The sequence below is a fragment of the Stenotrophomonas maltophilia genome (genome assembly GCF_013464485.1).
Classification (GTDB): Bacteria; Pseudomonadota; Gammaproteobacteria; order Xanthomonadales; family Xanthomonadaceae; genus Stenotrophomonas; species Stenotrophomonas maltophilia_AW.
This window is the reverse complement of record NZ_RAUX01000012.1, coordinates 1-21822: the sequence shown is the minus strand read 5'-3', so window position 1 is coordinate 21822 and position 21822 is coordinate 1. Positions and strand designations below refer to the sequence as shown.

Genomic DNA, 21822 nt, shown 5'->3' with positions numbered 1-21822 from the left:
GGCCGTGAGCCGGGCGTGGCTGCGGCGTCAGCCGTTGTCCTGCCGCGCCAGCTGCAGGTCGCGCTGGCGGCGCTTTTCCGCACGCGCATTTATGTACCAGCCGATCACCGCTGCAATCGACACCGCCGATACCAGCAACGTGGCCAGTGCGTTGATCTTCGGGCTGATGCCCATGCGCACCGAGGCGAACACCTTCATCGGCAACGTGGTCGAGCCCGGCGTGGCCACGAAGCTGGCCACCACCACGTCATCCAGCGACAGGGTGAAGGCCAGCAACCAGCCGGCCACCAGCGCCGGGGCGATGATCGGCAAGGTGATGCGGGTGAACACGGTCAGCCGGCTCGCCCCCAGGTCCATCGCCGCTTCTTCCAGCGACAGGTCCATTTCCTGCAGGCGCGAGGACACCACCACCGTGACGAAGCACAGGGTGAAGGTGACGTGCGCGATCCAGATGGTGGCCAGGCCACGTGTCGGGAAGCCGGGAATCGCGCCCATCGAGGCCAGCAGCGCCATCAGCGAGAAGCCAAGGATCACGTCCGGCATCACCAGCGGTGCAGTGACCAGCGCGCCGAACAGCGGCTTGCCGCGGAAGCGCTTGAAGCGGGTCATCACCATCGCTGCCAGCGTGCCCAGCACGGTGGCCGTGCAGGCGGTCCAGAATGCGACCACCAGGCTGGTCCACATCGCATCCATCAGCGCGCGGTCGGCGAACAGGTCACTGTAGGCGCGGGTGGAGAACCCGGCCCAGACCATCGCCAGCCGCGAGCTGTTGAACGAATAGAACATCAACAGCAGGATCGGCAGGTACAGGAAGGCGAAGCCGAGCAGCAGCACGCCCAGCCCCAGGCCCTTGGCAGTGCGCGGGCTCATGCCTGCTTCCCTTCCAGCAGACGCTGCTGGGAACGGTTGAACAGCAGGATCGGCACCAGCAGCAACAGGATCATCGCCACCGCCATCGCCGAGGCGCCCGGCCAGTTGCGGTTGTTGAAGAACTCGTTCCACAGCTGGCGGCCCACCATCAGCGTCTCCGAGCCGCCCAGCATTTCCGGGATCACGAATTCACCGATCGCCGGAATCATCACCAGCATGCAACCGGCGATGATGCCCGCCTTCGACAACGGCAGGGTAATGCGCAGGAACGCCTGCCACGGCTTGGCACCAAGGTCGTAGGCGGCTTCCAGCAGGCGGTGGTCATGCTTGACCAGATTGGCGTACAGCGGCAGCACCATGAACGGCAGGTAGCAGTAGACGATGCCGATGTAGGCGGCGGTCGGCGTATCGATCAGCTGCAGCTTGGGCAGGCCCAGGCTGGTCATCAGCGTTTGCAGGCCGGTGAACTGCAGGAACTGGTCGAGCAGGCCATTGCGGTCCAGGATCGCCTTCCACGCATACACGCGGATCAGGAACGAAGTCCACGACGGCAGCACCACCAGCATCATCGCCACGTTGCGTGCGGCCGGGGACAGGCGGGCGATGGCATAGGCCATCGGGTAGCCGATCAGCAGGGTCAGGAAAGTAGAGATCGCCGCAATCCTGATCGAGCTCAGGAAGGCCTGGGCATAGATCGAATCGCGGAACAGCGCCAGGTAGTTTTCCAGGTTCAGCTTCAGCGAGAAGCCGCCGTCGGCGTACTGCAGCAGCCAGGTATACGGCGGCGAGCCGACCCGGCTGAGCGAGAAGCTGATCATCAGCACGATCAGGAACGGCACTGCGAAGAACAGCAGCAGCCACAGGTACGGAATGCCGATCACCGTGGCACGCAGCCCCGGCAGCCAGCGCTTCAGGCCGGCGACGCTCATGAGGTGAGCACCACGCCGTCGTTGTCGCGCCAGTGCACCCACACGCTGTCGCCCCAGGTCAGGCCGTCGCTGGCCCAGCGCTGCGAGTTTGCGAAGTTGGCCAGCACCTTGGCACCGCTGGGCAGGCGCACGTGGTAGACCGAGTGGCTGCCGAAGTAGGCGATGTCCTCGATCACGCCCTGCGCCTTGTTGGTGTGCCCTTCCGGCTCGTCCTTGCCGATCATCACTTTCTCCGGGCGCAGCGCGAACGCGACCGGCTGCCCTTCATAGCCGGTGATGCCGTGGGCGATGTAGATCGGCGCCGGGAACAGCGGCGAGCGCACGGTCACGTACTCGGGCAGGTCCTCGTCGATCACCCCGTCGAACAGGTTGACCGAACCGATGAACTCGGCGACGAAGCGGTTGGCCGGCTGCTCGTAGACCTCGTCGGGCTTGCCGACCTGCTGGATCCAGCCCGCATCCATCACCGCGATGCGGGTAGCCATGGTCATCGCTTCTTCCTGGTCGTGGGTGACCATCACGCAGGTCACGCCCGACGATTCGATGATGCTGACCAGTTCCAGCTGCATCTGCGAGCGCAGCTTCTTGTCCAGTGCGCCCATCGGCTCGTCCAGCAGCAGCAGCTTCGGCCCCTTGGCCAGCGACCGCGCCAGCGCCACGCGCTGCTGCTGGCCGCCGGACAGCTGGTGCGGCTTGCGCTTGCCCAGGTGGCCCATCTGCACCAGGTCCAGCATCTCGCCGACGCGCTTGCTGATCGCGTCCTTGCCCAGGCCATCCTGCTTCAGGCCGAAGGCGATGTTCTGCTCGACCGTCATGTGCGGGAACAGGGCATAGGACTGGAACATCATGTTGACCGGCCGCTGGTACGGCGGCAGCGCGTCCAGGCGCTGGCCATCGAGGGTGATGCTGCCCTTGGTGGGCGTCTCGAAGCCACCCAGGCAGCGCAGCAGGGTCGATTTGCCACTGCCGGAGCCGCCGAGCAGGGCAAAGATCTCGCCCTTGCGCACGTCCAGGTTGACGTCGTCGACGGCGACGAAACCGTCGAATTCCTTGCGCAAATCACGAATGGAGAGATAGCCGGGCGCACCGGTCGTGTCGACGACGGCGGCTACCGGCTGGGCTTCAACGGGCATGGGGGCTCCGGGAGCGGGCGGTGGACAGCGGCCGCCATTCTACCGGCCGGGGGGCGCAGGGGATATGACGGGAGCGGGTGGCAGGGCCGGCGGGCGGCTTTGGGGCCTCGTCAGATGTCGGTTTTCCCCTGCAATCCTCGCTTGCCAGCGAAAGGGTCCGGCATCCGCTGACCCGCGGCCGGCCGCTCCAGCCTGACACCCCGGGGGTCAAGGCCATCTGCAACACTTTTAGGAGCGGGATCTCTTGAATGCCCGGAGCTTCCCCTGCGCAATGCCCCGGATCGAGGCTTTGCATGGATCCACTCTGGTGATTTCCCCTGACAGCTCCGCCCTCCCCGCCTGGCGTCCGCCGGGTCCTCTGCCCCACCGGGTACCGTTGGTCATCATCGGCGCCGGCCAGGCGGGGCTCTCACTCAGTGCCGTCCTGCAGGAGGCCGGTGTCGAACATCGCGTACTGGAATCGGAGACGGTCGGTTCCAGCTGGCGGCGGCGGTGGGATTCGTTCCAGACCAACACCGCCAACGCGACAATGGCGCTGCACGGCCATCCCTATGCGGGCGAAGACCCGGACGGCTTCATGGGTGCCCCCGAGGTGATCGAGCGGCTCCGGGGGTACGCCCGCGAGCGGTCACTACCGGTCCATGAAGGCTGTGCGGTGCACCGGGTCAGCGCCGGTCCCGACGGCTACATCATCGACAGCGCCCAGGGGCCGACCCACGCCTGCGCCCTGGTGGTCGCCACCGGGGAATACCGTCGCGCGCGGATGCCGCGGGTGCCGTTCGCGCCTCCCCCCGGTATCGCGGTGCTGCACTCGGGTGACTACCGCAATCCCCGGCAGCTGCCGGAAGGTGGGGTGCTGGTCATTGGTGGCGGCCAGTCCGGCGCGCAGATCGCCCAGGACCTCAATGACAGTGGTCGAAGCGTGTACTGGTCACTGGCGAAGCGTCATTCGCATACCCGCCGGCTGCGCGGGAAGGACTCGATGACCTGGTGGGACATGGCCGGGCGCATCCATCAGCACGTGGGCCAGACGGCCGGGGTACTGGCCGGCGAACCGGATGCGCTGCGCAAGGCGCGCACTGCAGAGTTCCCGCTGATCTCCGGCAAGGGAAACGCCGGCCGCGGCAGCTCCATCAGCCTGTTGGCCATGCATCGCGACGGCATCAGGCTGCTGGGCCGGTTGCAGGACCTTGATGGGTTCGTTGCCCGCTTCGCCGATGTCCGCCCACAGCTGCAGGCCGCGATCGAGGCGACACGTGTCGAATATGCCTATCTCGATTCGCTGGCCAGCGCGTACTACGCCACGCGGCCCGAACCGCGTACCGACGATGCCCGCTACATTCCCGAAGAGGTCTATCTGCACTGGGAGCCGGAACCGTCGCCATGCGAGCTGGATCTGCAGGGCGCAGGCATCCGCTCGGTGGTGCTGGCCACTGGTTTTGTCGCCGAATGGCCCTGGCTCGACGTGCAGGGCGCGCTGGATGCACACGGCTATCCGCTCGGGCAGTTCGGCGTTTCACCGCAACCTGGGTTGTTCTTCATCGGCATGCACAACCTGCAGCGGATGAGCTCATCGTTCCTGTGCAACGGCGGCCGTGATGCACGCGACCTGCTGCCGGCCATCCTGCGGCACCTGGGCCAAAGCGGGCGTACCGGCTCCGGTGCAGAGTAAGGAGCCGCCGGGCATGACCCGGCGGCGCCAGAACGGCTTAACGGCCGGTCTTCACCTCGGTCCACAGCCGGGTGTAGAGCTTGTCGGTCTCCGGCGTGTTGATCGAATAGGTGAACATCTTCTCGGCCACGTCGGCCGGCGGGTAGATGGTCGGGTCGGTCCGGATCGCCTCGTCCACCAGCGGGGTCGCGGTCGGCACCGGGTTAGCGTAGTGGATGAAGTTGGTGTTGGCCGCGGCAACCTTCGGCTGCAGCAGGTAGTTGATGAACGCGTACGCGGCTTCCGGGTGCTTGGCGTCCTTCGGGATCGCGAGCATGTCGAACCACTGCGGCGCGCCTTCCTTCGGGATCGAATAGGCCACGTGCACGCCATTGCTGGCTTCCTCGGCTCGGTCACGGGCCTGGATGATGTCACCCGACCAGCCGACCACCAGGCAGGTGCCGCCATTGGCCAGCGAACCCACGTACTGCGAGGAGTGGAAGTTCTGCACATACGGGCGGATCGACTTCAGCAGGTCGGCGGCCTTCTGCAGCTCGGCCGGGTCACCGCTGTGCGGGTCCAGGCCCAGGTAATGCAGCGCGATCGGGATCATGTCCGCCGGCGTGTCGAGGATGGTCACGCCGCAGTCCTTCATCCTGCTGATGTTCTCCGGCTTGAACACCAGGTCCCAGCTGTTGGCGATGTCGGTGCTGCCGCCAAAGCGCTGCTTCAGCATCTCCACGTTGTAGCCGATGCCGGTGGTGCCGATCATGTACGGCACGCCGTACTGGTTGCCCGGATCCTGGGTGGCGATGCGCTTCATCACCGACGGATCGAGGTTGGCCAGGTTCGGGATCTTGCTCTTGTCCAGCGGCAGGAACACGCCGGCCTGGATCTGGCGGCCGAAGAAGTTCAGGGTCGGCACCACCACGTCGTAGCCGCTGTTGCCGGCCAGCAGCTTGGTCTCGACCATCTCATCACTGTCGAACACATCATAGGTCACCTTGATGCCGCTCTCCTTCTCGAAGGTCGGGATGGTGTCCTCGGCGATGTAATCGCTGTAGTTGTAGACGTTCAGGACCTGGCTGTCCTGCGCGCCGCCGTTGCCACCGCTGCAGGCGGCGAGCATGGCGGAGGCCAGGCCGAGCGTGAGGATACGCAGCTTCATCGGGTGCTCCAGAATGCGGAAAGGGGGGCCGGCGGGGCCGGCAACGGGTGCCAGCCTACCCCCCGGCGGCGGATTTTTCTATTCCAGGTGCTCAGACGTTCAGCAGCAGGAACTCGCGCTCCCACGAGCTGATGACACGGAAGAAGGTCTCGTATTCCTTGCGCTTGACCGAGATATAGGCGCGGCAGAAGCGCTCGCCCAGCAACGCCTGCAGCTCGCTGCACTGTTCCAGCCCGTCCAGCGCTTCGCCCAGCGAGCGCGGCAGGTTGTAGCCCAGTTCCTTGGCACTGCCGGTGACCGGCGCGTCCGGTGCCAGCCGCTCACGGATGCCCAGCAGGCCGCAGGCCAGGGTCGCCGCCATCGCCAGGTAGGGATTGGCGTCGGACCCGGCGAAACGGCTTTCCACGCGCATGTTCTCCGGCGTGTCCAGCGGCACGCGCAGCCCGCAGGTGCGGTTGTCATAGCCCCAGTGCACGTTGCTCGGCGAGACCTCGCCGAACACCAGCCGGCGGTAGGAATTCACGTTCGGCGCGAAGAAGGCCATCGCCTGCGGCACGTACTTCTGCAGGCCGCCCAGATAGTGGCCGAACACCGGACTGAACTCACCTTCGGCATGGGTCTCGCCGGCGAACACGTTGCTGCCATCGCTCACCCGCACCAGGCTCTGGTGGATGTGCATCGCACTGCCCGGTTCGTTCTCCATCGGCTTGGCCAGGAAGGTGGCATACACGCCGTGGCGCATCGCCGCCTCGCGCATGGTGCGCTTGAACAGGAACACCTGGTCGGCCAGGTCCATCGCATCGGCGTGGGTGAAGTTGACCTCCAGCTGCGCTGCGCCGGATTCGTGGATCAGCGTGTCCACGTCCAGCTTCATCGCATCGGCGTAGTCGTACATCAGGTCGAGGATCGGGTCGAATTCGTTGACCGCATCGATCGAGTACGACTGCCGCGCCGTTTCCGGGCGCCCGGAGCGGCCGGCCGGTGGCAGCAGCGGGAAGTCCGGGTCGGTGTTCTTCTGCACCAGGAAGAATTCCAGTTCCGGTGCCACCACCGGGCGCAGGCCCAGTTCGGCATAGGCGGCCAGCACGCGGCGCAGTACGTTGCGCGGGGCCAGCTCGTGCGGCTCGCCGCTCTTGGTGTAGCAGTCATGGATGACCTGCGCGGTGGCATCGGCCGCCCATGGCACCATGCGCACCGTGTCCGGGTCCGGGCGCAGCATCATGTCCGAGTCCGACGGCGAAGTCAGCTCGTAGTAGTCGTCGGGGAACTCGCCGGTGACGGTGGTGGCGAAGATGCCCTCAGGCAGGCGTGTACCGTAGTCGTGCGAGAACTTGTCGGCGGGAATGATCTTGCCGCGCGCGTTGCCGGTAATGTCCGGCACCAGACATTCGACCTCGGTGATGCGCCGCTCCTTAAGCCAGCGCAGCAGGCTGCTTTCCTGCGGTGCGGGGGGCGTGGCCGTCTTGCGCGGGCGCGTTCGGGAACTCATCGGGAATCCAGTCGGTTCTGTTGGTGCTGCCGGCAAGCTTGGCCGAACGCACGGAAAATAGCGTGATAGAACGGCGCCTGCATGACACGCCACTCCGGGTGCCACTGTACGCCGAGCACGAAACCATGGTGCAGGCTGCGCGCCGCCTCGACCAGTCCATCATCGGCAACGGCCTCGACCTGCAGGCCCTGCGCGAGGCGGGCAATGCCCTGCCCGTGCACCGAATTGACCTGCGTCCGGTCACTGCCGTGCCACTGCGCCAGCCAGCCATCGGCGACCAGTGTGACCGCGTGGGCCGGCCCGTACTGCACCTCCACCGCCGCCTGCGGGTCTTCGCGATGGTCGGCCAGGCCGGGCACCGCGTGTACCTGCGGATGCAGGCTGCCACCCAGCGCGACGTTCAGTTCCTGGAAGCCGCGGCAGATCGCCAGCACTGGCAGGTCCTGCGCCAAAGCCTCACGCAGCAACGCGAACGCATTGGCATCACGGGCCGGGTCATGCGGATTGCCCGGCCAGCTGCGACCGCCCTCGTAGTGCTGCGGTTCGATGTTGCTGACCGCGCCGGTCAACAGCAGGCCATCGAGGCCGTGCAGCCAATCGGCGGACGGCAGCGGTGGCTGCAGGCTGGGCAGTATCACCGGGGTGACTTCTGCCGCCTCAGCCAGCGCACGCGCGTACTTCTCACCCGCCATCGCGAAACGATGATGGCCGAGCACGGTACTGTCGGTGGGCAGGCCCACCCAGGGCAGGCGGCGCATGGAAAAACTCCTTGACGTGCCGACACGTTACCCGTCGCCCGGCGAAGGCGGCAAGTCGGTGCCGTCACACCATGGCGGTCACGCATCGGCGAAACTACGCGGGTGAATGCTGATCGTCCTCTCCCGCTGCCCCCTCCCGCACTTCGCCCGCGAGGCCCCCGGTGAGCGCCGCCTTCCCGCCCAGCTGGTATGCCGCCAGCCTGCCCGAACCGCCCGCACTACCTCCGTTGCAGGGTCATGTGCAGGCCGATGTCGCAGTGCTCGGCGCGGGTTATACCGGCCTGACCGCCGCATTGGAACTGGCTACGCGTGGCCAGCGCGTGGTGGTGCTGGACGCACAGCGGATCGGTTGGGGCGCGTCCGGTCGCAACGGTGGCCAGGCGCTGGTCGGCTATGGCTGCGAGGTGGACGAGCTGGAGCGTCAGCTCGGCCATGATGATGCGCGCCACCTGTTCAACTGGTCACGCGACGCGGTGCAGGCAATGCGCACACGCATCGATCGCCACGGCATCGACTGCCATTGGGTGGAAGGCCACGCCAGCGTCGCCATCCGCGAACGCCATGAGCGCGACCTGCGGGCCAACTGCGAGCATCTGCACCGCCACTACGACTACCCCATGCAGTGGTGGGACCGTGATGCCCTGCGCGCACAGCTGGACAGCCCGCGCTACCGCGCCGCGATGTTCGATCCGCTCAGCGCGCACCTGCAGCCCCTGGCCTATGCCCGTGGTCTCGCCGATGCAGCGCGCGCGGCCGGCGTGGTGATCCACGAGAATTCGCCGGTAACCCGCGTGCAGCGCGGACCGCAGCCCACCCTGCATACCGCGCAGGGAAGCGTGCGCGCCGCGCATCTGGTGGTGGCCGGCAACGCCTTGCTGCAGGGCCTGCTGCCCGAGCTGGAACGGCGGATCATGCCGGTCGGCACCTATATCGGCGCCAGCGCGCCGCTGGGTGCCGAGCGCGCCCGTGCCCTGATCGGCAACAACATGGCCGTGGCCGACACCGCCTGGGCACTGGATTACTTCCGTCTCAGCCACGACCACCGCCTGCTGTTTGGCGGCCGTGCCAGCTATTCAGCACTGCCCCCACCCGGCCTGCGCGGGGTGATGCAGCGGCGCATGCACCAGGTGTTCCCGCAGCTGGCCGACGTGGCACTGGAGCAGGTCTGGGGCGGTTATGTGGACATTACCCGCAACCGCGCCCCGCACTGGGGTCGGCTGGACGGCAACCTGTACTTCGCGCAGGGGTTCTCCGGCCATGGGGTGGCCGCCGCCGGGCTGGCCGGTGAGGTGATCGCCGCTGCCATTGCAGGCCAGAGCCAGCGCCTGGACGTGTTCCAGCGCCTGCGGCATGCCCCCTTCCCTGGCGGCCGGCTGCTACGCACGCCGCTGCTGGTGGCGGCGATGTCGTGGTACAAGCTGCGGGATGCGTTGTGGTAGCGGGACCCTTCCCAGCCACATAATCGGTGCAGGAGCTGGGGGAGCACGTGGATGCAGTGGTGGAAAGACGGCCTGCTGGTGAGGATACGGGTCAGCCCCGAGGGGCTGGCGCTGGCACTCGTCTATGCCGCCGCCTGCTGGGGTGCGCGCAAGCTGTCATTGGACCAGTTCTTTCTGCCTGCCGGCGTACGGGTGGCCGCATTGCTGTTGTGCCCGCCTCGACTGTGGCCCTACCTGCTGATCGGTGAATACGCCTACTTCGCGCATCTGCGCATCCCCCTGATCAGCAAATACAACCTGACCTGGGTGATCCTGGCCTCGGTGTTCCTGATGCCTGCCGTGATGCTGATCGTGCGCCTGCACCGGAAGCTGCTGGCACGCACCACGATCCTCGGCGTGATCTCCATCGCGATATGCGCCGCGACGATCATCAGCCTGCTCAACCTGGGAATCTCGTACCTGCTCTGGGAACCGTTGCAGAACGCGTCATTTATCACCAACTTGCTGCGCTATGCGCTGGGCGACTTCACCGGCATCCTCATTCTGGCGCCACTCGCTCTGCTCTGGATCCGTCGCGCCGAGGAACAATGGACGCCCCGGTCCGTTGCTGCCGTGGCAGGAGCACTCGCAGTCATGCTTGTCGTTGGCCTGCAGGCGACGCCGGTATCTGCCTCGATCACGGCGCCTGGCTCGCTGCAGTTGTTGTTGATCCTGCCTATTCCCGCAATCGCCCTGACCTGCCTGCTGGGATGGCGCGGTGCGGCCATCGGTGTCGCCGCCGTGAACACCATTCTTGGTCTGAGCACCCCTGCCGACCATCCGACGGCGTTCGACCCGGCTACCTTCGCTACCCAGCAGGCCATGGCCATCGCCAGCATCGCCCTGCTGTTGCTGGGCGCGCGCATCACCCACTTCCAGAACCAGCACCGGTTGCGCGAAGAAGATGGCAGAGCGGCGCTGCAGCTTGCGCGGAATTCACATCTGGCCAGCGAGATGGACCTGCGTGAGCGCGCGGCCCACCTGCGCCAGCTGGGCGATGGCATGGACCTGTCGCTGAACGAAATGGTGAACTGGCTGCATGCGCAGGGCCATCACGCTGTGGCAAACAGCCTGCGGCATACCTCGGAGGTGCATTCACGCCTGTTCCGGGCCCAGGCCAGCATGATCTATCCCGCCGCCCTTGAACGACTGGGCTTGTACGTTGCCTTGCAGGCGGGTGGAGTGCGTGAGTCATGGAACGCCACCCAACGAATCGGGCAACCCAGGTTGATGGGGGATCCCTGCGCGCTCGGGGTCGGCCTGCAGCTTGCTGCCTACCGGCTCGTGGTTGACGCCGTATCACTTCTACTGAGATGCGAATCCGGACAGATTTCGGTCAGTATCCGCTGCGGATATTTCGGCCGAAAGTCTGGTGTATTCATCTGCGTAGCCCTCGTGGGTCGGAACGAATCTTTGGGAATCCGGACCACGGAATTGGCAAATGAGCAGTTGCTGGGCCGAATTCTTGTGCATGGTGGCCACATGGACATGAGTGGCAACAGACTCAGGATCGTGTTGACGGAAGCAACGGGAGATTCCAGCCAAGCGAGCGCTACCGAAGCTTTGGGGGGGCTTACACGCTCCATCGATCCAGGTGCTGCCGGGGCCGCGACCTGACATTCCATAGAAACGAGATGCAGATCACTACTCGAGGGTGATCCTCGTTCGCCCCCCCCTTGCCTCCCGCCAAGGCGGTCCAGCTCGTGTTATTGCGCGCCCGTGCTTCTATGGATACTGTCACCCAATGGCGCGTTCAAACATGCAATGGGGCCGCCGCCATGTCACGAGCAATGGAGGCTTGGGTTGAATTGGTGGAAAAGGGGAATTGAACTGACGTTCCGCGTGCGGCCCTTGGGGCTGGCGATTGCCGCGATATACGCGATTACGTGTTGGGCCGCTTGGCGGGTCTCACTGGACCAGTTTTACCTGCCTGCCGGCATTCGTGTAGCAGCTTTGCTTGTGTGTCCACCTCGCCTCTGGCCCTACCTGCTTATTGGTGAATACGCGTACTTCGCACAACTGCGCTACCCGTTGATAGATGAGTATGGTCTGGCATGGGTAATCCTGGGTTCGGCATTCCTGCTGCCAGCTGTTGCTCTGGTTGTGTATGCGCATCGAAAATTCATGACTGCCAGGGCAGATGGATGGCTGCTTTCGGTCGCAGTGTCAGCCGCCGTGATTGCCACTGCCTTGAAGCTTGGACTGTCTCACCTGCTTTCAGAGAATCCTTCAAGCGTGCCAGTTGCGACAAGGGCCGTACGCTTCGTCCTTGGTGACTACATCGCCATCCTGACGGTTGCGCCACTGGCAGTTCTCTGGAGCAGGCGCCATGCAATGGACGAATGGGGACGCTGGCGCTCTCCTCCAACAGTCGCCGCTCTTGCAGTAATGCTGGGGCTGGGTCTGATTACCGCGATGGCCCCGGGCTTGTCGGATGCAAGCAAGACAAGTCTGCAGTTGACCATGGCGCTGCCCGTGATCGTGTTGACATGTATTCATGGCTGGCAGGGAGCAGCCATTGGCGTTCCCCTGTTGAACATTCTCATTGCGGTGGTTACTCCTACATCCGGCCTCCTTGGCTCATACGATGAACGAACCTTCACAACACAGCAGCTGATTGCCATTGCAGGAACCGGGCTGCTGGCACTCGGCTCACGCATCAGCCGGCACTATCATCAGCGGGGGCGTAGAGACGTAGACGGGCACCAGGCCGCTCGACTTTCAAGGTCCGCTCATATGGCGAGCGAAATGGATCTACGGGAGCGTGCCCTGGATCTCAGGAGAATTGCGGATGGCATTGAAGTTTCCTTGAACAAGACTGTCGACTTGTTGAAGACACACGGCCATCACTCGCCGGCGTTGGATCTGCTTCTCACGTCCACCACGCATTCCCGCCAGTTCCGCGAATTGACCAGCATGGTATATCCGACCGAAGTCGAGCACGTCGGGCTCTACCTGGCTCTGCAGGTCAGTGGCATTCGTGAAAGCTGGGATCAGACACACAGGGTCACATCTCCCATCCTGACCGGGGATCCGTGCAGATTGAGCATTGCCTTGCAACTGGCGGCCTATCGCACGCTCACCGAGGCCGTTTCATTGTTGCTCAAACAGGAACAAGGACAAATCCAGATACATGCTCGTTGTGGGAGACTGAAAGGGCAACAAGGAATTCTGCTCAGAATTGCTCTACTGGACCGTGATCGCGAGCTGCTCGTCGACACCACAAGATTGGCTATTGAACGCCTGAGTTCGCGTGCACAAGCCTATGGGGGAAAAGTGCACTGCGAACGGAACCGGGTACGTGTGTTGCTTCTGGAAACAGCGACCAGCAGCGCGCAAAGCAGCATGCAAGTTGCCTGGACAAGCCGAGTGGACATCGCCTGACTGCCGCCAGCCACCAGAACGCAAGGCCTGGACGATCAGATCATCGCAGGAGCCGGCTCCCCGGCTCCTGCTTCGTCGATGTGCCCCGTCAGGGCGCCCACGAGGAGCGTGCTCAGCCTGCAGCATCCACGGATTCGACAACCCATACAGCGCTCGTGCCTTCCCCATAGACAACCAACGAGAACTGGGCACTCTGGAACACCACGCGTCGGGCACCCTTTTCGGGCAGACGCAGTCGATGCGAAGGCAAAGATACCTTTGCAGCGCTATTGCCCGCTGGAAGCGTCCAGAACGTGGCATCGACATTTCCCACGATCAGGACGACCTGTCCCGAGAGATCGTTCACCTGGTAGTAACTGATCCCATCACGTTCAAATCCATAAACAAGCCAGTTTGGGTTCGAACTCAGATTCGTGGCTACCGGCAGAGCCTCCCCCAGACCGCTCTGAGCCATATGGATCCCGTTGTCGCCACTCGGGCAACACGCCGATGCGCTGAAAGCGGACATGGAAAGCAGGACAGCGGCAGGAAGCAACACTCGCAATTCAGAAAATCTCACGCTCACCCCCATGGATGGTTGGAAAGACAGCTCCAGGCAATTCCGTTTCGCCACCCCACGACTGGATGGCGCTCGACCTCGCTTGAAGGGTTCCTTCGTTCGACGCAGCCGTGTCCAATGCACCAGTAGGGGTGGCGCGACCCAGCATAACCATGCCGCACCGTAAGCGCCATGAAGGGAGCGCGTTCGAATCTCATCCTGTTTTCCCAGAGATTCCCGGTGAACTGCCCCCAACCAGGCAGGGCAGATATGTCCACAACCGAGAGCTCCGGCTAAAGTTACTCCCGAAACCGCCGCTATCCGTGCCGAGCCCTCCTTCGTGAGCCACCGCATCATGCCCGTCCTGCCGCAGGTCGCCGTCGATGGCGACCTGGCCGATCCGCTGCCACAGCGGATCCTGCTGGTCGAAAACTCCCGTGCCTTCACCGGCATGCTGCGCGAGGCGATCGAGCAGCGCCTGGAACTGCCGGTGGTGATCGCCTCCACCCTGGCCGAGGCCGACCGCCTGCTCAGCGAAGGCGGCGGCTGGTTCCTGGTGCTGACCGGGCTGGTGCTGGCCGACGGCGACCGAGATGCGGTGGTCGAGTTCTTCCTCAAGCGCGACCTGCCAACGGTGGTGGTCAGCGGCGTGTACGACGAGGACCTGCGCAAGCGCGTGCTGCAGCAGCAGATCATCGACTACGTGCTGAAGAACACTCCCGGCAGCATCGACTACCTGGTCTGGCTGGTGCAGCGGCTGGAACGCAACCGTCGCATTGCCGCCCTGGTGGTGGACGATTCGCCGTCCGCGCGTGGCTATGCTGCGGCCCTGCTGCGCATGTACGGCCATGAGGTGCATGAAGCCGCCGACGGCAACGAGGGCCTGGCTGCAATCGAGGCGCACCCGGCGATCCGCCTGGCGGTGGTCGACCAGGAAATGCCCGGCATGCAGGGCGTGGAATTCACCCGTCGCCTGCGCACCCTGCGCTCGCGCGACAAGGTGGCGGTGATCGGTATCTCCGGCAATACCGATGCCTCACTGATCCCGCGCTTCCTGAAGAACGGCGCCAATGACTTCCTGCGAAAACCCTTTTCGCGCGAGGAATTCTTCTGCCGTGTCTCGCAGAACGTGGATCAGCTGGAACTGATCGGCACTCTGCAGGATCTGGCCACCCGCGACTTCCTGACCGGCCTGCCCAACCGCCGCTGCTTCCTGGAGCAGAGCCAGCGCCAGCTGCCGCAGCTGCAGCTGCACGGCCAGTGCGTGGCGGTGGCGATGATCGACATCGACCACTTCAAGCACATCAATGACACCCATGGCCATGAAGCCGGCGACGATGCATTGCGTGCGGTGGCCGGCGCGGTGGCCGCACATGCGCGCAGCCAGGACCTGATCGCACGTTTCGGTGGCGAGGAGTTCTGCCTGCTGGTGCCGGACATGGAACAGGACGAGGCGCTGCTGTACTTCGAGGAACTGCGCCAGCGCATCGCCGCATTGGAAGTGGACATCGGCACCGCCACCCTGCGCATGACGGTCAGCATCGGCCTGTGCTGCCTGCGCCCGCAGCGCGATGCGCTGCACCGGTTGATCTCCGAGGCCGACCGCCAGCTGTACCTGGCAAAGGCCGGTGGCCGCAACCGGGTCAGCTGCACCACGGTGGCCAGCCCGCTGCGCCCGCGCGAGCCTGCCCTGCCCTGACCGGCCCGCTTTGATCCAGATCAACGCCGCACCCGCGCGGCAGTTCTACAGTCGGCCCCGACATACGCATGAAGGGGAGCCGGGGATGGCACTACTGGTCTGGCAGGACGATCTGAACATCGGCATCGATGTGATCGACCAACAACACCGCCGCATCATCGAGATGCTCAACCACCTGCACGTGGCCCAGGCCAGCATGCAGCGCGCGGCGGTGGGTGAAGTGATCGACGAGGTGGTGGACTACACCATGTCGCACTTCGCGTTCGAGGAAGAGTTGATGGAAGAAGCGGGCTACCCGTTCTGTGCCGCGCACAAGCGCGTGCATGAGGTCTTCATCAAGCGGGTATCGGAATACCGCATGCGCTTCCAGGCCGGCGAGGACATCAGCGATGAACTGCGCACCATGCTCTCGCGCTGGCTGTTCAACCATATCCGCGGCGATGACCAGGCCTACGCCGAGCAGGTCAAGGCGCACCTGAACCAGTTCGCCCGCGAACACCAGGGCGGCGGCTGGCTGGGGCGCACGCTCAAGCGCTTCTTTGGCTGACCCGCAGGGCGCGCCGGTGCAGTGCCACCAGCGCGCACAGGGTGGCAACCGCGGTCAGGCACAGGTAGTAGCCCACCGCGACCAGGCCGAAGCGTTCGGCCAGCCAGGTGGCCAGGTACGGCGCCGGTGCCGCACCGAGGATGCCGGCCAGGTTGAATGACAGCGACGCGCCGGTATAGCGCACCTCCACCGGGTAGATCTCGGCCAGGAAGGTGCCGCAGGGGCCGTAGGTCAAGCCCATCAGGAACAGGCCCAGGCATAGGAAGCCAGTGACCAGCCACGGGCTGTGCGGCTGGAACAGCGGCGCGAACAGCACACCGAAACCGACGATCAGCACGCTGGCGACGATCATCGTGCGGCGCGTGCCCCAGCGGTCGCCATAGCGCGCCGACAACGGAATACCCAGTGCGAAGAACAGCATGCCGGCCATCTGCATCAGCAGGAACTGCTCCCGGCTGTAGCCCAGCACCGCAGTGCCATGGCCCAGGCTGAACACCGTCATCAGGTAGAACAGCACGAAGGTGGCGAACGCGCCCAGGGTGCCCAGCAGCATCGGCACCGGATGGTCACGCAGCACCGTCCACATCGGCAGCCGTACGGGTGCCTTGCGCTCCAATGCCTTCTTGAAGTCGGGCGTCTCGTGGATGTTCAGGCGCACCCACAGTCCCAGACCCACAAGCAGCGCGCTGGCCACGAACGGAATGCGCCAGCCCCACTGCAGGAAGTCGTCCTGGCTCAAGCAGCGGCCGAGCACGAGGAAGATGCCGGCCGACAGCAGAAAGCCGAGCGGTGCGCCCAGCTGCGGGAACATGCCGTACCAGGCGCGCTTGCCCGGCGGTGCGTTCTCGGTAGCCAGCAGCACCGCCCCGCCCCATTCCCCCCCCAGGCCCAGGCCCTGGCCGAAGCGGCACAGTGCCAGCAGCGCCGGCGCCCACAGCCCGATCTGGGCATGGGTGGGCAGCAGCCCGATCAGCACCGTGGACAGGCCCATGGTCAGCAGCGCGGCCACCAGCGTGGCCTTGCGGCCGATGCGGTCACCGAAGTGGCCGAACACCGCCGAGCCGACCGGGCGCGCGATGAACGCCACCGCAAACGTTGCCAGCGACTGCAGCAGCGCCGCCTGCTCGCTGCTGTCCGGGAAGAACAGGTGCGGGAACACCAGCACCGCCGCCGTGGCGTAGATGTAGAAATCGAAGAATTCGATGGTGGTGCCGATCAGGCTGGCCAGCAGGACTCGGCTGGGGGAATTCACGGGCGGAGCGGCAGCGGTGATCGTCGACATCGGCAACACGGGTAACGGCGAATCGCCCGATTCTGCCACGGGCCGGTGGCCGCACGGGGCGATGGTTTCAGCCGACACCGATGCCAACGGAATTTTTCGGGCCGCCCGCTAGGCTGCGCCACTGGTCCCTGCATGGATGCTTTGCCGATGACTGCGGTCGCGCTGTCGTGGTCCGATTCGCCGAAGCTGCCGCGCATGGCAGCCTGGCTGGTGGTGTTGCTGGTGCATGGGCTGTTGGCGCTGTGGTTGTGGGGTAGCGGCCGGATCGTGCTGCGCGGTGACAATGGCGCTCGGATCTCGCTGCGTTGGCTGCCGCCGGAGCTGTCGGCGTCGGTGCCGTCACTTCCGGCGTTGCCCTCCACACCGGTGACGCGCCCGGCTGCGGCGGTGAAGCCGCGCCCTGCCCTGGTTGCGTCGGCAGAAGCCAATGTGCCTGCGGTGGAGGCACCGAGCGCTGCGGCACCGCTGATCCTGGGGTTGTCTGCGGGCATTATCGACGGTGGAGATGGCATCAGTGCCGCGGGTGTTGCCCCTCGCCTGATCGGTCGGCGCGAGGTCCATCCCGCGTTCGGGCCGCGCCGCAATTACTTCCGGATCCGTCAGCAGATGACCCCCGAGCAGATCGTGCATGGCGTGGCGCAGCTGCTGGGGTTGTGGCCACCGGGGTACATCGTCGACCCGTGCGAGCTGGGCAAGCAGGACATGGACTATTTCCAGAACGCCGTCGAAGAAGCCGATCGCGACATGCTGCGTGCGGCAGTGCTGCAGGTAAGTACCCGCTGCCGATAGCGGGCACGCCTTTGCAGAGTCGAGCCATGCTCGACTGCTCCTGGCGAGATGCAGCCGAGCATGGCTCGGCGCTACAGAAGGGCGAACGGCAGTCGAGCATGGCTCGACTCTACAAAGAGCGAACAGCCGTCCAGCAATCACGTCGTTACAACTGGATCCAGGTAGCCTTGATCTCGCTGTACTTGTCGAACGCATGCAGTGACTTGTCCCGCCCATTGCCGGACTGCTTGTAACCACCAAACGGGACGGTCATGTCGCCACCGTCCCAGCCGTTCACCCACACGCTACCGGCACGCAACTGGCGTGCGACGCGATGGGCACGGCCCAGGTCGCGCGTCCACAGCCCTGCCGCCAGTCCATAGCGGCTGTCGTTGGCCAGGCGAACGGCCTCGGTCTCATCCTCGAAACCAAGCACCGCCAGCACCGGACCGAACACTTCTTCGCGTGCCAACGCGTGGTCTGGACGCACCTGGTCGAACACCGTGGGCTGCACATAGCAGCCGCCGGACTCCACCTCAGCCCGATGGCCACCCAGCAGCAGACGCGCGCCTTCGCCTTCGGCGCGTGCGATATCGGCCAGCACCTTGTCCACGTGCGCGGCGTCGACCAGCGCGCCCATCGGTGCATCGGCGTCCAGCGGGTGCCGGGGCTGCATGTGCTGGCCGTAGGCAATCACCTGGTGCACGAAATCCTCGCGGATCGAGCGCTGCACCAGCAGCCGCGAGCCGGCGGTACAGACTTCGCCCTGGTTGAAGAAGATGCCCTGCGCCACGCCCTTGGCCGCCGCATCCAGGTCCGGGGCGTCGGCGAACACCACGTTCGGGCTCTTGCCGCCGCATTCCAGCCAGACCCGCTTGAGATTGGATCGCCCCGCGTACTCCAGCAGCTTCGCGCCGGTGGCGGTGGAACCGGTGAACGCAAGCACGTCCACGTCCATGTGCAGGGCCAGTGGTTCGCCAACGCGCGCGCCATGGCCGGGCAGCACGTTCAGTACGCCGTCCGGCAGTCCCGCCTCGGCGGCCAGTGCCGCCAGCCGCAGCGCGGACAGGGGCGAGCGCTCGGACGGCTTGAGCACCACCGAGTTGCCCATCGCCAGTGCCGGCGCGATCTTCCAACAGGCCATCAGCAACGGGAAATTCCACGGCACGATGGCCGCCACCACGCCAGCGGCTTCGCGGGTGACCAGTCCGAGTTCGTGCGGGCCAGTCGGCGCGATCTCGCCATACAGCTTGTCCACCGCTTCGGCGGTCCAGGTCAGGCACCGCACCACACCGGGCAGGTCGATACGGCGTGCGTCACGCACCGGCTTGCCCATGTCCAGGGTTTCCAGCAGCGCCAGTTCATCGATGTGCGCTTCCACCAGCGCGGCCAGCGCCAGCAACACGCGCTTGCGATGCGCCGGGCTCGCCTGCGACCAGTGGCCCGCCTCGAAGCTGCGCCGCGCGGCCAGTACCGCGCGTTCGACATCCTGCGCGTCGCAGTCGGCAACCGCGCCCAGCACGCGACCATCGATCGGGCTGATGCAGTCGAAGCGGGCGCCGCTGGCGGCATCGACATAACGGCCATCGATGAAGGCCTGGCCCGGCATCGAGAGCTGAAGGGACAGCGCCTGCCAGTGGCTGCGGTCGGGGAAATCGGCCATGGGAAGCTCCAGCGGTCAACGAGCTTTGGTTATACCGGGACCGCCGCGACTCCACCGTGACGCGGCTGCGCTACATTCGTCGCATCGGACCCGATGGAGCTGGCATGAAGCGTCCCGAAAGCGACCTGCACGACCTGGCCACCCAGCGCCCCGAGTCACTGGACGCGTACTGGATGCCGTTCACCGCCAACCGCCAGTACAAGGCCGCGCCGCGCATGCTGGTACGCGCCGAAGGCATGCACTACGAGGACGTCGACGGCCGCCAGATCCTCGACGGCACCGCCGGCCTGTGGTGCTGCAACGCCGGCCACGCCCGCCCGCGCATCGTCGAGGCCATCGTCGAGCAGGCACGCACGCTCGACTATTCGCCGGCCTTCCAGATGGGCTCGCCGCCGGCCTTCGCACTGGCGCAGCGGCTGGCCGCACTGGCGCCTGCCCCGCTCAACCATGTGTTCTTCACCAGCTCCGGCTCCGAGGCGGTGGATACCGCGATGAAGATCGCGCTGGCCTATCACCGCCAGCGTGGCGAGGGCCAGCGCACCCGCTTCATCAGCCGCGAGAGGGCTTACCACGGGGTCGGTTTCGGCGGCATGGCGCTGGGTGGGCTGCCCAACAACCGCAGGGCGTTCGGCCTGCAGCTGGGCGGCGTGGACTACCTGCGGCATACCCTGGACCTGCCGCGCAATGCGTTCAGCAAGGGCCTGCCACGCCAGGGCGCGGAGCTGGCCGACGACCTGGAACGGCTGATCGCGCTGCACGATGCCTCGACCATCGCGGCGGTGTTCGTCGAGCCCATTGCCGGTTCGGCCGGGGTGATCCTGCCCGCGCCGGGCTACCTGCAGCGCCTGCGCGAGCTGTGCGACCACCACGGCATCCTGCTGGTGTTCGACGAGGTCATCACCGGTTTCGGCCGGGTCGGCATGCCCTTCGCCGCGCAGCGCTTCGGGGTCACCCCGGACCTGCTGACCTTCGCCAAGGCGGTCAGCAACGGCGCGGTACCGCTGGGTGGCGTGCTGGCCAGCGACGCCGTGCATGCAACCCTGATGCAGGCACCGCCGCAGGCCATCGAGCTGTTCCATGGCTATACCCATTCCGGCCATCCGCTGGCCTGCGCCGCAGCGCTGGCCACGCTGGAGGTCTATGCCGAGGAGCGCCTGTTCGAGCGTGCCATCGAGCTGGGCGAATACTGGCAGGAACGGCTGCACGCGCTGCAGGGCCTGCCCAACGTGATCGACATCCGCAACTTCGGGCTGGTCGGCGCGGTCGAGCTGGCGCCGCGCCGCGATGCCCCCGGCAGCCGTGGCTACGAGGTGTTCCGGCGCTGCTTCCAGGACGGCCGGCTTCTGGTGCGCTGTACCGGCGACATCATCGCGCTGTCGCCACCTCTGATCGTGGACAAGGCACAGATCGACCAGATCACCGGCACCCTGGGCGAGATGATCCGGGCCACCGCCTGAGCCCGGGCCGGCGGTGGCGAGCGGGTACAATGGGCGGTTCCGCTCCTGCTCGCTGCCGTGCCCATGGATATCGTCGTCAAAGAAGAACTCAAGGCCTACATCGACCCGCTGACCGCGGACGAACATGACGCGCTGGAGCGCAGCATCCTGGCCGAAGGCTGCCGCGATGCGCTGGTGCTGTGGGGCGATGTGCTGGTCGATGGCCACAACCGTTTCGGCATCTGCCAGAAGCATGGCCTGCCCTTCAACACCGTGCAGAACACCCGCTTCCAGAGCATGGAAGACGTGCACCTGTGGATGATCGAGCAGCACCTGGGCCGCCGCAGCGTGTCCGACTTCCAGCGCGGCGTGCTGGCGCTGCGCAAGCGCGACATCCTGGCCGCCCGCAAGCAGATCGAGCAGGCGCAGCTGCAACGCGAGAGCGACGGCACCGCCGAAGCCATCGAGGACGCGGGTGAGGACAGCCCGCCGTGGGAACCGGCACCGAAGATCAGCCGCGCCGAGCTGGCCCGCGAGGCCAAGCTGAGCACCAGCCAGGTCGGCATGATCGAACGCATCCACGCCCAGGCCGCGGCCGAGGTGGTGGAAGCGGTGAAGGCCGGCGTGATCTCGATCAGCGCTGCTGCTGCCGTGGCCGACCTGCCGGAAGACGAGCAGCGCGCCGCTGCCGCCGGTGGCAAGGATGAGCTGAAGCAGGCCGCCAAGCGCGTGCGCGAGTCCAAGCGCAAGCCGCGCGCACCGAAGCCGGAAGCAGCCGAGATGGACTTCGAGGAAGCGGACGAAGAGCAGATCGCCAGCCGCGACGCCGAGGTGCTGTCGGCACTGGAGCAGCTGGGCGAGGATGCCCCGGCGCTGCGCCGCCGCGTGGTCGCGCTGACCCGCGAGAACGACACCCTGCGCGCGCAGCTGGCGGCGTTGCGCAAGCAGCTCGAAGCGCTCTGAGCCAGCGGGTAGTGCCGGCCGCTGGCCGGCAACCCCATGGACGTTCCGGGTGCGTTGCGGATGCCG

At 65.8% G+C, this 21822-nt stretch carries 18 protein-coding genes; 9 read left to right on the top strand and 9 right to left on the bottom strand.

The annotated features are described in order from the left end of the window. Positions 1–27 precede the first annotated feature (27 nt). From D7Y61_RS05710 to D7Y61_RS05700, 3 genes are read right to left on the bottom strand one after another with little or no spacing between them, the layout of a single operon-like run. Complete coding sequence (locus tag D7Y61_RS05710) at positions 28–870, bottom strand: ABC transporter permease subunit (RefSeq protein ID WP_180865482.1); 843 nt, start codon at positions 868–870, stop codon at positions 28–30. Further along, positions 867–1799 carry an ABC transporter permease subunit gene (locus D7Y61_RS05705; protein ID WP_180865481.1) on the bottom strand — a complete coding sequence of 311 codons (933 nt, stop codon included), beginning with the start codon at positions 1797–1799 and terminating at the stop codon, positions 867–869. Before D7Y61_RS05705 ends, D7Y61_RS05710 begins: the two co-directional genes overlap by 4 nt. Continuing rightward, positions 1796–2932 carry an ABC transporter ATP-binding protein gene (locus D7Y61_RS05700; RefSeq protein WP_010486163.1) on the bottom strand — a complete coding sequence of 379 codons (1137 nt, stop codon included), beginning with the start codon at positions 2930–2932 and terminating at the stop codon, positions 1796–1798. Before D7Y61_RS05700 ends, D7Y61_RS05705 begins: the two co-directional genes overlap by 4 nt. A 271-nt stretch (positions 2933–3203) precedes the next feature. Here D7Y61_RS05700 and D7Y61_RS05695 point away from each other — a divergent pair, with 271 nt between their 5' ends. After that, on the top strand, positions 3204–4604 hold the full coding sequence (locus D7Y61_RS05695; protein ID WP_180865480.1) for a flavin-containing monooxygenase: 1401 nt from the start codon (positions 3204–3206) through the stop codon (positions 4602–4604). Between the two features lie 37 nt (positions 4605–4641). On the opposite strand, the gene D7Y61_RS05690 is transcribed toward D7Y61_RS05695, so the two are convergent. The 3 genes from D7Y61_RS05690 to D7Y61_RS05680 all read right to left on the bottom strand — a co-directional run bounded on the left by D7Y61_RS05690 (position 4642) and on the right by D7Y61_RS05680 (position 7998). Then, positions 4642–5751, bottom strand: coding sequence for a polyamine ABC transporter substrate-binding protein (locus tag D7Y61_RS05690; protein WP_180865479.1), 1110 nt, complete (start codon positions 5749–5751; stop codon positions 4642–4644). A 91-nt stretch (positions 5752–5842) separates the two neighbouring features. Beyond that, positions 5843–7240, bottom strand: a complete 1398-nt coding sequence (locus D7Y61_RS05685) for a glutamine synthetase family protein (RefSeq protein ID WP_180865478.1) — start codon at positions 7238–7240, stop codon at positions 5843–5845. Continuing rightward, complete coding sequence (locus tag D7Y61_RS05680; RefSeq protein ID WP_180865477.1) at positions 7237–7998, bottom strand: gamma-glutamyl-gamma-aminobutyrate hydrolase family protein; 762 nt, start codon at positions 7996–7998, stop codon at positions 7237–7239. Before D7Y61_RS05680 ends, D7Y61_RS05685 begins: the two co-directional genes overlap by 4 nt. A gap of 161 nt (positions 7999–8159) precedes the next feature. Here D7Y61_RS05680 and D7Y61_RS05675 point away from each other — a divergent pair, with 161 nt between their 5' ends. The 3 genes from D7Y61_RS05675 to D7Y61_RS05665 all read left to right on the top strand — a co-directional run bounded on the left by D7Y61_RS05675 (position 8160) and on the right by D7Y61_RS05665 (position 12860). Next, entirely contained in the window at positions 8160–9437 is a 1278-nt protein-coding gene (locus D7Y61_RS05675) for an FAD-dependent oxidoreductase (RefSeq protein ID WP_180865476.1), read from the top strand. Between the two features lie 51 nt (positions 9438–9488). Next, the gene (locus tag D7Y61_RS05670; RefSeq protein WP_180865475.1) at positions 9489–11093 is read left to right on the top strand and encodes an MASE1 domain-containing protein; all 1605 of its coding nucleotides are present in this window, start codon (positions 9489–9491) and stop codon (positions 11091–11093) included. Positions 11094–11279: 186 nt separating this feature from the next. Beyond that, a complete protein-coding gene (locus tag D7Y61_RS05665; protein ID WP_258010253.1) occupies positions 11280–12860 on the top strand; it encodes an MASE1 domain-containing protein in 1581 nt (526 codons plus the stop codon). A 112-nt stretch (positions 12861–12972) separates the two neighbouring features. Here D7Y61_RS05665 and D7Y61_RS05660 read toward each other — a convergent pair whose 3' ends face one another. After that, complete coding sequence (locus tag D7Y61_RS05660; RefSeq protein WP_345776226.1) at positions 12973–13419, bottom strand: hypothetical protein; 447 nt, start codon at positions 13417–13419, stop codon at positions 12973–12975. 334 nt (positions 13420–13753) lie between these two features. On the opposite strand from D7Y61_RS05660, the gene D7Y61_RS05655 reads away from it, so the two are divergent. Both D7Y61_RS05655 and D7Y61_RS05650 read left to right on the top strand, forming a co-directional pair. Further along, positions 13754–15097 carry a diguanylate cyclase gene (locus D7Y61_RS05655; RefSeq protein ID WP_097049187.1) on the top strand — a complete coding sequence of 448 codons (1344 nt, stop codon included), beginning with the start codon at positions 13754–13756 and terminating at the stop codon, positions 15095–15097. Between the two features lie 85 nt (positions 15098–15182). Beyond that, positions 15183–15644 carry a bacteriohemerythrin gene (locus D7Y61_RS05650; RefSeq protein ID WP_004151683.1) on the top strand — a complete coding sequence of 154 codons (462 nt, stop codon included), beginning with the start codon at positions 15183–15185 and terminating at the stop codon, positions 15642–15644. Here the strand turns inward: D7Y61_RS05650 and D7Y61_RS05645 are convergent. Next, positions 15625–16926 carry an MFS transporter gene (locus tag D7Y61_RS05645; RefSeq protein WP_180865473.1) on the bottom strand — a complete coding sequence of 434 codons (1302 nt, stop codon included), beginning with the start codon at positions 16924–16926 and terminating at the stop codon, positions 15625–15627. The two genes, D7Y61_RS05650 and D7Y61_RS05645, sit on opposite strands and share 20 nt — an antisense overlap. Before the next feature lie 147 nt (positions 16927–17073). On the opposite strand from D7Y61_RS05645, the gene D7Y61_RS05640 reads away from it, so the two are divergent. After that, entirely contained in the window at positions 17074–17715 is a 642-nt protein-coding gene (locus D7Y61_RS05640) for a hypothetical protein (RefSeq protein ID WP_180865472.1), read from the top strand. Positions 17716–17860: 145 nt separating this feature from the next. Here the strand turns inward: D7Y61_RS05640 and D7Y61_RS05635 are convergent, their stop codons facing one another. After that, a complete protein-coding gene (locus tag D7Y61_RS05635; protein WP_180865471.1) occupies positions 17861–19357 on the bottom strand; it encodes an aldehyde dehydrogenase in 1497 nt (498 codons plus the stop codon). 104 nt (positions 19358–19461) lie between these two features. Between D7Y61_RS05635 and D7Y61_RS05630 the strand changes: the two genes are divergently transcribed. Further along, on the top strand, positions 19462–20814 hold the full coding sequence (locus D7Y61_RS05630; RefSeq protein ID WP_180865470.1) for an aspartate aminotransferase family protein: 1353 nt from the start codon (positions 19462–19464) through the stop codon (positions 20812–20814). Between the two features lie 63 nt (positions 20815–20877). Then, positions 20878–21756: a plasmid replication/partition related protein gene (locus tag D7Y61_RS05625; RefSeq protein WP_032127886.1), complete on the top strand. Its 879-nt coding sequence runs from the start codon at positions 20878–20880 to the stop codon at positions 21754–21756. The last annotated feature ends 66 nt before the right edge of the window (positions 21757–21822 follow it).